The 14,674-nt window shown below is 69.1% G+C and carries 12 protein-coding genes and 3 pseudogenes; 8 read left to right on the plus strand and 7 right to left on the minus strand.

Annotated elements, in window-relative coordinates:
* Nucleotides 1–62: 62 nt before the first annotated feature.
* From AB0D59_RS24585 to AB0D59_RS24600, 4 genes are all read right to left on the minus strand, one after another.
* On the minus strand, nucleotides 63–1,628 hold the full coding sequence (locus AB0D59_RS24585; protein WP_362569043.1) for an MFS transporter: 1,566 nt from the start codon (nucleotides 1,626–1,628) through the stop codon (nucleotides 63–65).
* A gap of 58 nt (nucleotides 1,629–1,686) precedes the next feature.
* Complete coding sequence (locus AB0D59_RS24590) at nucleotides 1,687–3,039, minus strand: alpha/beta hydrolase (protein ID WP_362569046.1); 1,353 nt, start codon at nucleotides 3,037–3,039, stop codon at nucleotides 1,687–1,689.
* Nucleotides 3,040–3,189: 150 nt separating this feature from the next.
* Nucleotides 3,190–4,050 (minus strand): PaaX family transcriptional regulator C-terminal domain-containing protein, encoded by an 861-nt coding sequence (locus tag AB0D59_RS24595; RefSeq protein WP_362569049.1) that lies wholly within the window; start codon nucleotides 4,048–4,050, stop codon nucleotides 3,190–3,192.
* Between the two features lie 433 nt (nucleotides 4,051–4,483).
* Complete coding sequence (locus AB0D59_RS24600; protein WP_362569052.1) at nucleotides 4,484–4,702, minus strand: SOS response-associated peptidase family protein; 219 nt, start codon at nucleotides 4,700–4,702, stop codon at nucleotides 4,484–4,486.
* A 579-nt stretch (nucleotides 4,703–5,281) separates the two neighbouring features.
* On the opposite strand from AB0D59_RS24600, the gene AB0D59_RS24605 reads away from it, so the two are divergent.
* The 3 genes and pseudogenes from AB0D59_RS24605 to AB0D59_RS24615 all read left to right on the plus strand — a co-directional run.
* The gene (locus tag AB0D59_RS24605; RefSeq protein WP_362569055.1) at nucleotides 5,282–6,901 is read left to right on the plus strand and encodes an FAD-dependent monooxygenase; all 1,620 of its coding nucleotides are present in this window, start codon (nucleotides 5,282–5,284) and stop codon (nucleotides 6,899–6,901) included.
* A gap of 50 nt (nucleotides 6,902–6,951) precedes the next feature.
* Nucleotides 6,952–7,095 carry a hypothetical protein gene (locus AB0D59_RS24610; protein ID WP_362569057.1) on the plus strand — a complete coding sequence of 48 codons (144 nt, stop codon included), beginning with the start codon at nucleotides 6,952–6,954 and terminating at the stop codon, nucleotides 7,093–7,095.
* Nucleotides 7,096–7,251: 156 nt separating this feature from the next.
* Nucleotides 7,252–7,463, plus strand: a pseudogene (locus AB0D59_RS24615) (kinase); the annotation flags it as partial.
* Nucleotides 7,464–7,584: 121 nt separating this feature from the next.
* On the opposite strand, the pseudogene AB0D59_RS24620 reads toward AB0D59_RS24615, so the two are convergent.
* Both AB0D59_RS24620 and AB0D59_RS24625 read right to left on the minus strand, forming a co-directional pair.
* Nucleotides 7,585–8,211: pseudogene (locus tag AB0D59_RS24620) on the minus strand (IS481 family transposase); the annotation flags it as partial.
* A gap of 119 nt (nucleotides 8,212–8,330) precedes the next feature.
* Nucleotides 8,331–9,119, minus strand: coding sequence for a class I SAM-dependent methyltransferase (locus AB0D59_RS24625; RefSeq protein ID WP_362569060.1), 789 nt, complete (start codon nucleotides 9,117–9,119; stop codon nucleotides 8,331–8,333).
* A gap of 708 nt (nucleotides 9,120–9,827) precedes the next feature.
* Here AB0D59_RS24625 and AB0D59_RS24630 point away from each other — a divergent pair.
* Nucleotides 9,828–10,046, plus strand: a complete 219-nt coding sequence (locus AB0D59_RS24630) for a hypothetical protein (RefSeq protein ID WP_362569159.1) — start codon at nucleotides 9,828–9,830, stop codon at nucleotides 10,044–10,046.
* 43 nt (nucleotides 10,047–10,089) lie between these two features.
* Nucleotides 10,090–10,809, plus strand: a complete 720-nt coding sequence (locus AB0D59_RS24635; protein ID WP_362569147.1) for a Ku protein — start codon at nucleotides 10,090–10,092, stop codon at nucleotides 10,807–10,809.
* Between the two features lie 200 nt (nucleotides 10,810–11,009).
* On the opposite strand, the pseudogene AB0D59_RS24640 reads toward AB0D59_RS24635, so the two are convergent.
* Nucleotides 11,010–11,545 (minus strand): annotated as a pseudogene (locus AB0D59_RS24640) (GNAT family N-acetyltransferase).
* A 237-nt stretch (nucleotides 11,546–11,782) separates the two neighbouring features.
* Here AB0D59_RS24640 and AB0D59_RS24645 point away from each other — a divergent pair.
* The 3 genes from AB0D59_RS24645 (at nucleotide 11,783) to AB0D59_RS24655 (ending at nucleotide 14,105) form a co-directional block, all read left to right on the plus strand.
* A complete protein-coding gene (locus AB0D59_RS24645; protein WP_362569063.1) occupies nucleotides 11,783–12,238 on the plus strand; it encodes a hypothetical protein in 456 nt (151 codons plus the stop codon).
* A 72-nt stretch (nucleotides 12,239–12,310) separates the two neighbouring features.
* Nucleotides 12,311–13,144: a transposase family protein gene (locus AB0D59_RS24650; RefSeq protein WP_362569066.1), complete on the plus strand. Its 834-nt coding sequence runs from the start codon at nucleotides 12,311–12,313 to the stop codon at nucleotides 13,142–13,144.
* 262 nt (nucleotides 13,145–13,406) lie between these two features.
* Nucleotides 13,407–14,105 (plus strand): SDR family oxidoreductase, encoded by a 699-nt coding sequence (locus AB0D59_RS24655; protein WP_362569069.1) that lies wholly within the window; start codon nucleotides 13,407–13,409, stop codon nucleotides 14,103–14,105.
* The last annotated feature ends 569 nt before the right edge of the window (nucleotides 14,106–14,674 follow it).

Here is a 14,674-nt window from a genome sequence, read left to right on the forward strand (position 1 = left end):
GATCGAGCGACGGCAAACCGTGCATGAGTCGTCAGCGCTGTCCCCTGTCCGGCTCCTCCGTGCTAGAGCTCGGAGGGTGCGTCATGTGAAGTGCTGCGGCCGCGGAGTGTGACCAGGACGAGCAGCGCGGAGAACAGGGCGGCACTGCCACAGACGACGAAGCCGATCGAGTAACCGTGGCCGAGGGCGTCCAGGGCGAGTGGGTGCAGGTCGGCCAGTTTCGGGGAGGCCGCCGAGGCGCCGTTGACCGCGAGTGGGCCACCCTCCTCCAGTACAGCCGTGCCCGCGCCCTTCAGCGCCGGGGGCAGGGCAGAGTCGTGCAGGAAGTCGGAGAAGCTGCTCGCCGCGCGGCTCAGGGCGACGGCGCCGATGACGGCCGGGCCGAGGGTGAAGCCGAAGTCCCGCAGCAGGTTGGTGGTGGCGCTGGCCATGCCGGCCAGGTGCGTCGGCACGGTGTTGACGGCTGTCGCGGTGATCGACGAGACGGTGATCGCGAAGCCCAGGCCGACCAGACCGAGCGGCAGGATCAGCGAGGTGAAGGCGGTGTCGATGATCGGCAGCGTGGCCGCCCAGTAGTCGCCCGCCGCGATCAACAGCAGCCCGGCGCCAAGGAGTAGTCCGGGTGCGACCGTTCTCAGCAAGCGTTCCGTGAGCGGCAGCATCACCAGGGTGATGCCGTTGAGCAGGACGAAGGCGAGGCCTGTCCGCATCGGGGCCTGGTCTTGGACCGGGCCCAGCCGGATGCTGACGGAGTAGGCGGTGCCGAGGAAGGCGAACATCCCGACCACGGCCACGATCGAGGCGATGGCGAAGGCGCGGTTGCGGAATAGGTCCAGGCGCAGGAGCGGGGACGTGGCGTGCTTCTCGGCCAGGACGAAGGCGGCGAGGAACACGGCTGCCAGGACGAAGGCGATGACGATCGGGGGCGAGGCCCAGCCGTCCGTGGGGCCCTGGATGATGGCGTAGAGGAGGGCGAACAGGCCTAGGCCGATGGTGACTTGGCCCGCGATGTCCAGCGAACGGCCCTCGGGGGCACTGGAGTTGACGGCGAAGAGGGCGCTGACTGCGGCGCTCGCCACGGCGGCGGCGGTGACCACGACGAAGGACCATCGCCATGAGCCGTAGGTGGCGGTGACGCCACCGAGGAGCGGAGCGATGAACCCGCCGGTGGAGAGCAGGGCCGCCCACAGTGCGATGACGCGGGCCCGTTGTGCGGGTGAGGTGGCGCTGGCCGCCAGGATGGCCAGCGAGGTCGGGAAGAGGGCGGCGGCGCCGAGGCCCGCCAGGGCCTGCCCGGTCCAGAGTTGGTGGACGCCGGAGGCGGTGGCGCTGACGAACTCGCCGACGGCCAGCAGTGAAGCGCCGCCGACCAGCAGCCGTTTGCGGCCGAAGAGGTCCCCGAGCAGGCCGAAGGTCAGCTCGAGTACGGCGACCGGGAGCAGGAAAGCGTCGGAGATCCAGGTGAGTTGGGAGCCGACCGGGTGCAGGTCGGACTGGAATAGCCCGTTGAGGGTGGCCGGTATCGCCAGGCCGATCTGGGCCAGACAGACGGCGAGGAGACCGGCGACCAGGGTGCCGGTGGTCAGGCCGGGACCGGTGGCAGTTTTGGCGGAGGGTTCGGTCGTCATCGACACGGGGACTCCTGAGAGGCGGGAAGCTCGGGGTACGGGAGGGGGCGATTCGCGATCAGCGGGGACCGGTCAGCCGGCTCGGCCGGTAGTCGGCGAAGGCGGCGCCGTCGAGGCCCAACTCCTCTGCGCTGTACTGGAGTTCGGTGGCGGTGGCGGCGTCGTCCCAGTGCCGGGTCTCCAGCCGGTGTTCCACGGCGTGCAGACCGGCGACGACTTCGGCGGTGGTGAAGTTGCAGTGGTTCTGGCGGGCCACATACGCCTGTCGCAGCAGTGCGGAGTCACCGGCCACGCGCAACCGCCCGGCGAAGGCCGATTCCTGCTCCACGGGCACCAATTGGTCGGCCGTGGTGTGGATGTCCAGTAGCGGAACTGCCAAGCTCTGTCCGGCAGTTGAGGTCCTCTTCAGATGAGCTACTGCGGCCGGGTTGGCGGTGATGTGCGCGCCGCGGGTGAGCCGGTTCAGGTCGTTCCGCAGGTCGAGTCCGGCGTCGCGGTACAGGGCCGCGACCTGCTTGGCGTGGGCGGACTTGCGCAGCAGCCCGGCGTAGTCGACGCCCTTGTTCCAGGACGTGTTGCCGCCTGCGGACTGTTCCACCGACCAGCGCGCCGGGACGATGAACCCGAGCAGGCCCTGAGCCAGCCATGCGTACTGCTGTTGCTCCTGGCCCGCGAAGTCACCGTGTGCGGGCGGCTGTTGGCCGGGCGCCCAGTCGGACAGGTTGAGGTAGGCGGCGGCCAGGGCGATCCGGGCGCGTCCCGGCGGAGTCTGCTGCGCGGCTTCCACGGCCTTCGTCAGCCGGTCGGCGAGGGCGGCCGCGTCGGTCTGGTTGTCCAGGTTCACCAGGGCGTCGGCGTCGGTGGGGTCGAAGAACGTGGCCAGGGTGTACTCGGCGTCCAGCTGGTAGTTGTCCAGGTCGACACCGCCCGCGACCAGCCCACACAGGCCGAGCGCACCGTCGACGCGCCCTGCGCCGTCGCGGGCGATCTGAGCGTTGACGAGGCCGCCCATGGACTGGCCCACCGAGATGACCCGACTCGGCGTGCCGACCCGTCGGCGGAACGCGGTGAGTGCGGCGAACTGGTCCCGCTCGGCCGATTCGAGCGCCCACATCGAACCGTTCGGGTCGTAGGAGGAGCCGACGAGGGCATAGCCGGCGTCCAACAGGGCCTGGCGCGCCGCAGTCGACGGGGCGTCGGCAGCCGTCGTCGGACCGAAGCCGTGGCTGAACAGCAGGAGGGTGCCGTTCCACTCCTCGGGTTTGTCCGCGACCCAGGTGGCACCGTCGGTCAGGGTCCCGGAGTAGTGGGTGGCGGCGGTGGCGTGGGCGCCGGTCGCGGGCCCGAGCAGGGCGGTCGCGAGGGCAGTTGCGCAGGCGGCGGAGAGGGTGGAGAAACGGGGTCGGGGCATGGCGGCGGCTCCGCGAAGCGTGTGAGGACGGAGTGGCGGCGAACTTGGAGAGCGCTGCGAATGTAGGGCTCGTTTTTCACGGCCGTCAATAGACTGACCAATAATGAGGCGAACGGGTTCGGGTGCGGACGCGTGGAGTTCGGGTGAGGATCAGTCCAGCGTCAGAGTGTCCAGCAGTCGTGCGGCCGCCCGGGCCGCCGGGCGCTCCCAGCGGCTGGCCAGGCCGCGGAAGACGGTCTCCGCCTGCGCGGCCGGCCAGTCGCTCGGAAGGTGTTCGGCGGGCAGATGCGGGTCCCGCCGCACCAGGTCCAACCAGTCGGTGTGCAGCAGGAGTTGACCCGCGAGTTCGTCCCCGGAGGCGGCTGCGGGCAGTGGGTCGGTGCGGTCCCAGCGTTCCAGGAACGCCCGGTACCGGGCGCCGATGGTCGGCACGTCGAAGGCCTGCTCCAGCACCTCACGGACGTCGGTTGGCGACTCCACCTCCGCCCGGAACACCCGCAGATACGGTTCCAGGCCGAGGTCCGCCACCATCTCGCGGACGTCGACACGCGCAGGGGCCACCCACAGGCCGTTCTGCAACGGGCCGAAGCCCGCCCACATCAGGCGGGAACGCAGATCGTGCCGTTCGCGGCTCCACGCCTCGGGCAAAGAGAACCCCACCATCGTCCACCGGCCGTCCCAGTCCCGGTTCACCGCGCCCGTGCGCCAGATCCGGTCCTTGCCGTCCGTCAGCACCTGGACGGCGTGCGGCGTCAGCGCGAAGTACGTCTTCCGCCCCTGCCGACGACGCTCCAGCAGATCGCGTTTGACCATCCGGTTCAGGGTGGTCCGCACCGCCTCCTCGGTGCTACCCGACCGCCCGAGGGCGGCGATCACACTGCCCGACGACACGGCGATGGGCCGCCCCAGTACATGCACGCCCAAGAAGGTCAGCATCAGGGACTGGGTGCGCGGCTCGGGGCCGCTCTCGGCGGCGGATCCGACGGCGACATCAACACTGGTCACCGCCACAGCGTAGGCCCGAGGCGGGTGTGCGGTGCCTTCACCCTGGGACGTATCTCACTTTTTTAACGGCAATTGACGAACAGCCTTACGTGAGAAGTCAGGCCGACCGGGTTCAGCAGTCTGCGGGCCAGGAACTGGAGCCGCCGAGTTCCCGGGATGGAGTCGCACCAAGGACACCGTTGGCGGATTCTGGTCCGGCCCAGGTGATCTCCTGATCGCGGGATGACGGGCTCGTCTGGCGCGGGGCCGCGACCGTGACGTGAGGAAGTTGTCGCCGCATCCTCGTGTTCCTGGCGAGGTGACCGTACGAACCGCCGAGGTGGCGTTTCTCGCGTGCCCGAAGAGCTGCGTATCCATGCAGGTCCGTGAGGCGTCTATCCGGTGGGCCGCGCGGGGTACGGCGCGCAGACGCACACCCGGCGTACGACCGTCGACGGGTTCAGCCCGAACAGCACGGGAGCAGGCAACTGCGTCGGGTGAACGCCCACCCGAAGGCAGGCTTCTCGTGCACCGTCTCCTCCCGCGCCTTGATCATCCGCGTGCCGATGTTCACGTCCTTCGCCCACGACAGCACCAGGCCCCAGCGCAGCGCCCGCAGCTCTCGCGCCGCCGCTGCGGACCTGTCCGACTCGCGCGGGTGCGTTCGAGGACCACTCAAACCTCGTTGGTCGGGGAGACGTTCCAGTTCGGGTCCAGCGCCTCCCGCGGACGCCAGCCGGTGATCCGGAAGAGAGGGACCAGGTCCTCGGGACTTCCGGGTGGAGACGTAGCAGCCGCACATGACCCCGCTGTGCCAGCGGCGGCTCCGCCCGAGGCACCCTCGGCGGCCCGCGTCCTGGCGGGGTTGGCTTCCGGGCGATGTGTGCTCGCGTTGCACCATCACTCCGTCCGAGCCGGGGAACTCGCCGCGCAGCGTGCGCAGGCGCGCACCCGGCGGGTATCAGCGGGCCGGCAGCGCGTCCAGGCGGGGAGGATGATCGGCCGGCCAGGTAACGCTTCCATGGCTGCTGTCTACGCAGCCTTGGTCTTGTAGCGAATTCGATCGCAGCGGCCGATCCGAGGGCTCGCCCTTGCCTGCGGCCCTACAGCCTGTGCAGCGGCGGTTCATGGCGGACTCGATACGGCATCCGGGCGATCACTCGGGCGTGATCGGCCGGAAGTCGCCAGAGGTGGGGGAGAGTCCTACAGGGAGGCGCAGGTACAGCACGGCGCTCCGGACGCTGGAGGAGACGATCGTATGATCGATAGCGGTGACGGTGACGAACATGTACCCGTGCTGATTGCCGGGGGATCGCTCGTAGGACTGTCTGCATCGTTGTTCCTCGGGCGCCTGGGTGTCCGTCACCAGGTTGTCGAACGCCGCACGACGCTGTCGGGGCACCCGCGCGGCCGGCGCACCAACATGCGGACGATGGAACTCTTCCGGACCGCAGGCCTGGAGCCGGCGATCCGCCGGGCGGCGGGAACCCTGTCTCACAACCGGGGCATCCTCCGGGTGGACACCCTGCACGGCGAAAACCGAGAGTGGCTGCAGGCGCCGGTCACCGGCAGACCGCCCGAGCACGGTCTTTGTTCGGCAGTTCGCTGCGATTGCCCCCAGAGCGATCTCGAACCGGTGCTGCTGCGGGGCATCAGGGAACTCGGTGGGGACGTAGGGTTCGCGACGGAGCTGATGTCGTTCACGCAGGACGGTCGTGGGGTAGCGGCTGTCGTGCGCGACACGGAGTCCGGCGAGTCCCGTACGCTGCGCTCGGACTACCTGCTCGCCGCCGATGGGTCACGCAGCACCGTGCGTGAGCGGCTCGGCATCGGGCAGACGGGACCGGGAGTTCTGTTCCACCGCCTCAGTATTGTCTTCCGCAGCAGGATGTTGCGCGAGATGGTGGGGGAGGACCATTTCGTCCTGTGCTACGTCACCGATCCTGCGGGCCAGGGCGTGCTGCAGCCCGTGGACGACAAGGAGCGCTGGGTCTTCCAACTGCCCTGGTTCCCCGAGAGGGGACAGACGGCCGAGCAGTTCACCGACGAACTGTGCACCGAGCACATCCGCGCGGCGGCCGGGATGCGCGACCTGGATATCGAGATCACCAGCAAGGCGCCCTGGTGCGCCGCGGAGCGGCTGGCGGACGTCTACCGGGACGGCAGGGTGTTCCTCGTCGGTGACTCGGCGCACGAAATGCCGCCGACCGGAGCCTTCGGCGCCAACGTCGGCATTCAGGACGCACACAACCTCGCGTGGAAGGTCGCCGCCGTCCTCCGTGGCTGGGCGGACCCCCGTCTGCTCGACACCTACGAGGCCGAGCGCCGCCCCCTGGCCCAGGCCATCAGCGCACGGTCGACCTCTCAGGCACGCAGCGACCAGAGCTCCGGCTATACCGCGAGGAAATCGGCGGGCTACTCCGAGGTACCGATCACGGTGGCGCTGGGATACCGCTACACGTCCCCGGCGGTGGCCGGCGCCGGCGGACCCGTTGTCCCCGACCTGTTGCGCCTGTGTGCTGACCCGGGTACCCGCGCCCCCCACATGCAGGTCGTACGCGACGGTGAGGTCCTCTCCACCATCGACCTGTACGAGCGCTCCTTCGTCCTGCTCTGTGGGCGCCCGGACTGGTCTGAAGCGGCGCGCAGGGCGGCCGAACGGCTGGGTGTGCCGCTCGAGGCCCACCTCATCGGCAGGGGAGCCGAATACGACCTCGACACCGGAGAGGGTCCTGACTGGTCGGCCGTTCATGGGACGACACCCGACGGCGCGGTCCTCGTGCGCCCGGACGGCTTCGTGGCCTGGAAGACCGACGATGGACCGGCAGCCGACGGACGCGAACTGGACCACGTGATCCGGCGGCTACTCGGACGGTGAACGACGGCCGACGACCGTGCTCCCGCACGCTTACGGCAGGGGTGCCGTTGGTGAATGCGAGCGAGGAAGAGTTCGGCCCGAAGGCCATAGAGGCTGGGCTTTTCGCCGTACAGAAAGGGCAGCTGAGGTTGATCACGGTCGACCGGTACATCTACCGAGGGGCCGCCGGGGATCTCGGGAAGATCGCCGGATGAGTGCCGGCGTCGGTTGTGGTCTGCTCGCGCCGGTGGAACGTCCGACTGTGACCACGTGATGGGCGGTGGAGTACTGATACTTCTTCCACTGCTCGACAATCGTGTCACAGCCAGCCCTCGACGCCCGGCGACTGTTCACGGGAGGAGGGGAGGCTGGACCGGCCTGGGGCGGCCGACATCGGCCTGATCGACATGACTGCCCGCTACGCGTTGTGCGCTGGGTTCCACACGGTCGTCGAGGGGACTCCGTACGCCGACCGGTGTGGCGCGATGATCGAGGGCCACGTCCGCGACCATCGGGCACCACGCGCTGTTGCTACCTCGAAGTGCGGCTGCAGGAGACCCTCGTACGACACGGGACGAAGCCCGCCGAGCTGCTGGCGCGGCCACCATCACGAGGTGTCAGCGGTCACGTCATTCCCCACGATCCGCATGATCAGCCTCAGGTGATTCCCCACCCCCGTGGTCACGGCTCCCCATCGGGGTGGTGAAGAACGCGTGTGCCCGGGTGCAGAAGGCGGTGGCGGTCTCCTTGCGCTCGTCGGTGAGGATCTCGCTGTAGGCGAGGCGGGAGTGGTCGTCGACGGCGGTGTGGGTGTAGCTGTAGCCGGTGCCGGAGCGGGTTTTGCGGCCCGCCTGCCGGCCGAGGACCTTGTGTCCGCCGCCGTCGGGGATGTTGCCGAGCTTCTTGATGTCCATGTGCACGAGTTCGCCGGGCCTGTCGCGTTCGTAGCGGCGTATGACGCGGCTGGTGGCCCGGTCCAGGTGCGTGAGGCGGGCCAGGCCGTAGCGGGTCAGCACCCGGTGCACGGTGGCCGGGTTCAGGCGCAGCAGGTGGGCGATACGGGCCGGTCCCCAGCGGCGCAGGACGCGGACCTTGATGATCCGGCGCTCGGTGCGGGCCGGTATCCGGCGGGGGCTGCGGTGCGGGCGGCTGGAACGGTCGGTCATGCCCGCCTCGCCGAGGGCGCGGTAGCGATCGGCCCACCGCTGGGCTGTCGTCGGCGAGACCTGGAAACGCTCTGCCGCACGTCTGAGCGGCCAGCCGTCCTCGACTACGCAGCGGGCCAGGCGCAGACGGCCGGTCTCGGTCAGGGGTGCGTTACGGTGTGGCACGAGGGCCTTTCGCTTGGTGTAGACGTCGCAATCCACACCGAACCGGAAGGCTCTCACCTGTTCAAGATCCCTCAGCCGAGACCTGGCTCACCCGTCCACAACCTCCCGGGTCAGTACACCTAGCCCGCCTGCAAGACGAAGAACAGGAAGCACAGGAAGCGCGGCATGGTCTCAATGACTTCGGGAAACAGCTCGCGGGCGGCTGGATCAGGATCCGGCTCGCTGATGACCGTTATCCGGAAACCGGCCCCGATGAAGGCCTCGATCATCGCGTGCAGCGGCCTGTGCCATCTGCTCACCAGGGCGGTCTGGCCGCCCATGGTCCACTCTACGGTCCAGTTGGTGGTGTCGAAGTAGTTGTACTCGGCCTCGCGACCGGCCTCGCGGTGTATGAGGTTGATGGCAAAGGGATGGTCGACAGACGCGATCAGCCGACCGCCGGGCCTGAGTACGCGTCGCAGCTCGGCCAGCGCCGGCCCCCAGTCCTCCAGGTAGTGCAGCACCAGGGACGCCGCTACATCGTCGAACGTGTCATCAGCGTAAGGAAGCGGGCTGCCCAGGTCCGCCACCCGCAGGTCCGCACCGTCGCCGAGCCGCTGCCGAGCCAGCTCCAGCATCCCGGCACTCGTGTCGAAGCCACTCACAATGGCGCCACGGTCGCGCAGCGCGGCAAACAGGGCCCCCGAGCCGCAGCCCGCGTCGAGGATCCGCCGGCCGGCCACGTCTCCAGCGAGGGCCAGCATCGCGGGCCGCTCGTAGTAGGCATTGACCAGGTTGGTTTCGTTTGCGGCCGTGTACGCCTCGGCGAAGCTGTCGTAGTCGTTGGTCTTCGACGGATCCACACTCACTGCGGACGGCGAGACCAGCTTGGTGGAAATCGCGTGCTCTTGGCGCTCGCTTGAGATCATGGTGCGGGAGACGTGCGCTGCAGCAGTTCGGTTCCGGGCCGCTCCCGATCGCCCTCACATCCTTGAAGATCCAACGAGCCGTGCGTTCAAGCGTCATGTCATGTCGGCCTCAGGAACAGGCACTCATCGTTTCCCCTGGTAGTAGGTTTACGTCCGTGACGAAAATGGCTTCCGTCCGGGACGGATCCCGGGACGAAACGACGGCGGTCCGTACGCGGTTGGTGGAGCGGACGTGTGCCTGGTGCGGCGCGGCGATGACGTACAGCGGCCGGGGCCGGCCCCCCAAGTACTGCACACCTGCGCACCGCACCCGGGCGTGGGAGGTGCGCACCGCGCAGGCCCGTGCGCAGCGGCCCGTCACGGCCGGAGGCCGCACACATGGTCCGGTCCGTGAGGTGGTGGAGCGGACGATGACCCGCACCCTGACTGTCACGATTCCCGCGCCGCCTCGTCTGGCGGTCAGGGTGACCGGCCAGCCCTACACACTCCCCGGGGACGCGGTGGAGTGGGTGGAGGCCCTCAAGGCCCTGCGGGATGTAGCGGGGGCCGGCAGATCTACCCGTTCCGCGAGCAGCTGGCGAAGATCTGCGACCGGACTGCGCAGGTGCTGCGGGAAGCCGTGCCAGTCTGACCGGTCGGCAAGCCTGACGACCACCGCGGTTGTGCCGTCCGGGACGTCGCCCGCCGCCGGGAGGCGGGAGCCCGTGAGTGCGCGTAGCAGTCGCGCAGGCGCACGAGGGGACCGCCCGCATCGGCCGGTGCGAATCGTCGTGGCGTACCGGCAGCGCGCTGCGGGGCGGTGGTGATCGTAGCAGCGCGACCGAGGACCACTCGGTGCGCTTTCACCAGTACCACCTGGAGGACATGGCCCGGGTGCGGGTGCGGAAGTTCTGCGAGGTCGAGGACCGCGAGGTCCGTCCAGGATGAGATCGGCAAGGGCTACGAGCTGACCAAGTCCCAGGTCGTCCCGATCACCGATGAGGATCTGCGCAACTTGCCGCTGCCGACGGCGAAGGCTCTGGAGATCCACGGGTTCGTGCCGTGGGAGTCCATCGACGCCCTCCGGATCGGCGAGGGCTACTACCTCCAGCCCGACGGCCCGGTGGCCGCGAAGCCGTACGAGCTGCTGCGCCAGGCGTTGCAGCGGTCCGCGCGGGTCGCGGTGACGAAGTTCGCGTGGAGCGGCCGCGAGCGGCTGGGGCTGCTGCGCGTGCGGGATGACGTGATCGTGCTGCACGCGATGCGCTGGCCCGACGAGGTCCGTGACCCCTCCGAGCTGTACCCGCCGGCGGCGGACGTGTCGGACGCGGAGGTCGACGAGGCGGTGGAGCTGATCGAGCGGATGACCACCGACCACCTGGAGGGCCCCGACTTCGTGGACCACTACACGGAGGCGCTGGAGAAGGTGATCGAGGCGAAGCGGGAGGACCGAGAGCTGCCCCAGGTGCCGGAGCCGGAGAAGCCGGCGGGCAAGGTGCTCGACTTGATGGCCGCCTTGCAGGAGTCCGTGGACAAGGCGAAGTCCTCACGCGGCGAGGACACCGGCACCGACGCGCAGGTCCACGAGATGCCCGCGAAGAAGACCACGGCCAAGACACCCGCGAAGAAGCCGGCCGCGAAGAAGGGCACGACGGCGAAGAAGTCGGCTGCGAAGAAGCCGGCCGCCCGCAAGCCCCGCCGCAGCGCCTAGCGGGCGGTGCTCAGAGGCGCGTGCTGATGTGACGCACGGCTGTACCCCACTGAGCCTCTGCCAACTTGAACCCGCAGCTCAAAGGGCTGGCGTGCTGGCCTTCCGGGGTGCTCGCGCTGGTCGTGGGCGGCAGTCTGCGGGGTAGATCGTCCGTCAGCGGCCCTGCCGCCATCGTTGTCCTCAGCGGGGTGTCCCTGGGGCTACAGTCGCTCGGCCCCCGTGGCTGGCCCACAGGTCTTCTCCAAGAGGGTGAACGACTTGGGTGCACCGCCCGGCTGCGGTTTTCCTGCCTTGTGGCCGACGGCCCGGTAACCGGCGTCCAGGTAGTAGGCGTTCAGGCGCGCGTTGCCAGCCAGGCAGTCCAGACGCACGAACGCCCGCCCCGTCGCGGCTATGCGGCGCTCTGCGGCACTCAGCAGGAACCGTCCCGTCCCCGGCTGGCGTTGCTGCGGTCCACCATCAGCCGATGTACGTAGCCAGCCACCGGCGGCTGTGGTCCCCAGGCGTCCTCGTCCTCCCACCACAGCTCCCATGCCCCGGCCACGCGGCCATCAGCCTCGGCGAGCCAGACTGCACCACTCGCCATGGCCCTGCGGAAGTGGTCCTCGTCGAGCTGACCGGGCTGCCACTGGCCGGTGATGCCTTGGGCGAGCATCCAGTGGGCAGCGTCGTCACGCATACGGACGAGAGTGGCAAGGTCGGTCTTCTCAGCGAGGCGGAAGTGCAGATCGTTCACGTCACGGTCCTCGCATGGGCTCGCACGGGCGCTCGATAGCACTGGCCAGGTTGATGCGGAGATCGTCGACCGCCCCACCGATGGCACCTGCCTTCCAGAGCTGGGCGGACACCGAGCTCTCTTCAGCGTTGCCCATCCGAGGTCAGGACGGCTGAGGAGATTAGCGATATTTGGGCAGCATTGGGCTTTGCGGCAGATCCGTCACGACTTCAGCCGTGGCCCTCTACGATCCGGTGCATGCTGGATCCCGAGGTGTTGGAACGGATCACCGCGCGGCGCGCGGAACTGGACGAACTCGAAGAACAGCTGGTTAAGCAGCTGGCGGAGGTACGAGCTGAGCGTGACGAACTCGCCGTCGCCGAACGGGTCCTTGAACGGGTGAGCGAGCAGTTCGCCGACGAACGCGTCTCGGCCGCGCCGACGCCAGGGCAGGTGGGTGGACGGGCGGTGATGCTGATCCCGCACCGCACGTCAGGCGTGGAAGAGGCCGCTCTCCCGTCGGACTACCAGCGCATCCTCGCCGCCGTGCGGCAGGGCGCCGGACCGGTCATGGCTCGGCAGGTTGGCGAAGTGCTGGGGGTAGACGTCAGCGTGCGGGCCAAGCTGGAGCCGCTGCGCGGGAAGCTCGTCAGGCTCGTCGATCGCGGCTGGCTGCGGAAACTGCCCGGCGGCCGGTTCACCACCCGCCTGTGACCAGGGACGCTGCCGCCCGGAGTGATGCGGCGCAAGCGTAACCCCGGTGCCCCCGACGGCCGTTGGAATTGTGTGACGAAAACCAAGGAACACGTCGAGGACACCTGCCAGCTTGTCTACCAGTGCCGTCTGCCGCTGTCCACGCGCACCGCCAACCACCTCGCCGATCTGCTACGACGCCACCTGAAGGCGATACGGTCCAGGTGGCGGATCCTGTCGCCCGGGAAGATCGCGGTGATCGTCCTGGCCGTACTGCGTCACGACCAGCGCCTGGCCGACATGGCCGGCGGCAACGACGTCTCCGAGTCCACCGTCCGCCGCTGGCGCGACGAACTGATCACCCTGCTCGCCGCCCAGGCCCCGCGCCTGGACCGCGCCCTGAAGAAGATCACCGAGCAGGGCGGGGAGGTCGTCCTGATCGACGGCACCCTCATCCCCACCCAGCGCCGCACCGGAAAGGCCGACCGGCGCAACTACTCCGGCAAACACCACCATCACGGCCTGCACTTCCTCGCCCTGACCGACGAACGCGGCCGCCTGATCTGGATATCCGCCGCCCGGCCCGGCCGCACCCACGACAACACCGCCGCCCGCCACGACCACATCCTGGCCCACCTGCGGGCCGCCGGCCTCGGAGCCCTCGCGGACCTCGGCTTCCGCGGCCTGGACAACGACGTGCGCGACCCCGTGATCGTCACCGGCTTCCACGCCAGCCGCACCCACAAGCTCACCCCCGTCCAGAAGACCGCCCACCGGGTCCCTGCCGTCGGGCGCGCGCCGGTCGAGCACGGCTTTGCCCACCTCAAGAACTGGCGGATCCTCACCAAGCTCCGGACCGATCCCGCTCGCGCAACGCGTCTCCTGCGCGCCCTGCTCGTCCTGACGAGCCTCGAAGTCAACCGCTGACAGACGATCTACCCCGCAGACTACCGCCCGCGACCAGCGTGAGCACCCCGAGGACCGGTCACACCAGCCCTTTGACCTGCGGCTTCAAGTTGGCGGAGGCTCAGTCCCATCAACGACTCAACTGATCGGCATGACACTGCCTAACTCCTGAGCCACAGTCAGGAGCGGAGCCGTCGGAGAATGCCGGGAGCCAGCGTCGAAGATCGCTGGGTACAGTGCAGGCGCATTGCCCCGATGACCCCGTCGCCGAGGAGGCCGTCCCATGGAACCCGTCACGCTGATCACCGGTGGCTCGACCGGTATCGGCGCCGCCACCGCCCGCGCCCTGCTCAAACAGGGCCACCGCGTGGCCGTCACCGGACGCGACGCGGGCAAGCTGGCCGCCTTCGCCACCACCGCGGGGGCGGGCGAGCGGCTGCTGATGATCACCGGCGACGCCAGCGAAGCGGATGACGTCGCCGCCGCCGTCCGCCACGTGCTGGACACCTGGGGCCAGCTGGACAACGTCATAGCTAACGCTGGTTTCTCCCTGCCCGGCAACCTGGAGACCCACGCCCCTGAGGACATGCGCGCCATGATTCTCACCAACGTCCTGGGCCCCGCCCTGCTGATCCAGGAGACCCTGCCCCACCTGAGGACCTCCAAGGGCCGAATCGTGATCATCGGGTCGGTCGCCGGCGTCCGCCACACCCCCGGCAACCTCTACTCCGTCACCAAGTGGGCCGCCCACGCCCTCGCCGAGAACACCCGCCTCCTGGTCGGCCAGGACGGAGTCGGCGTCACCGTTGTCGCCCCCGGCATCGTGGACACCCCCTTCTGGCACGCCCGCGGCGGTACCCCCGAGGCAGCCGCCACGATGACCGCCGAGCAGATCGCGGACACCATTGTGTTCGTCATCAACCAGCCCGCGGGCGTGGACATCAACCACATCACGGTGCGGCCGACGGGGCAGGTGGGCTGAGGTAGAGCTCCCAAGGGTCGTACGGGAAGGCGCCCTTCGCTCCGCCAAGCATGGTGTGGCGCGGGCCGGGGCGCCTTCGGACCTGGGCCGCCACCCCGCGGCGTTCCTGAGCACCGTTAGCGCCGTTGCCTTGATCATCTGGCTTTGGACTTGAGAAGGCTTCCGCATTCCGAACGTGATCGTGTGGTTCGAGGTTGGTGGGCATGAATTCGTGCTGTAGGCGGGAGAGATGGGGCGGTTCGTGTGCTCGTCTCGTCCGTGGAGGTGGCTGTGCCCTCGGTGCTGGGAATGCTGGAGCGTGGCTGGTTCCGCGGGTCGCCCCGCCGCCTGTCCGCGATTGGCACAGCGTCCGGGGCGGTGATGGTCGGCCTCGGCGTCCTTCTCGCTCTCACCGGGAATGACGTGTGACAACGCACCGGAAACGTTGCGCGGGTCGCCGGTTACTGAGACACGCTCCTAGCCCGCGCGAGCCGATGATCACCTGGTACGTTCGCTGGAGACTTGAAGGGGCACCCGCCGTCTGTCGGCCGCTGCCCCTCTCTTCTCGCCCGAACGCCTTCGTCGGGAGC

Origin of the sequence: Streptomyces sp. NPDC048417 (genome assembly GCF_040651615.1) — a bacterium.
GTDB lineage: Bacteria > Actinomycetota > Actinomycetes > Streptomycetales > Streptomycetaceae > Streptomyces.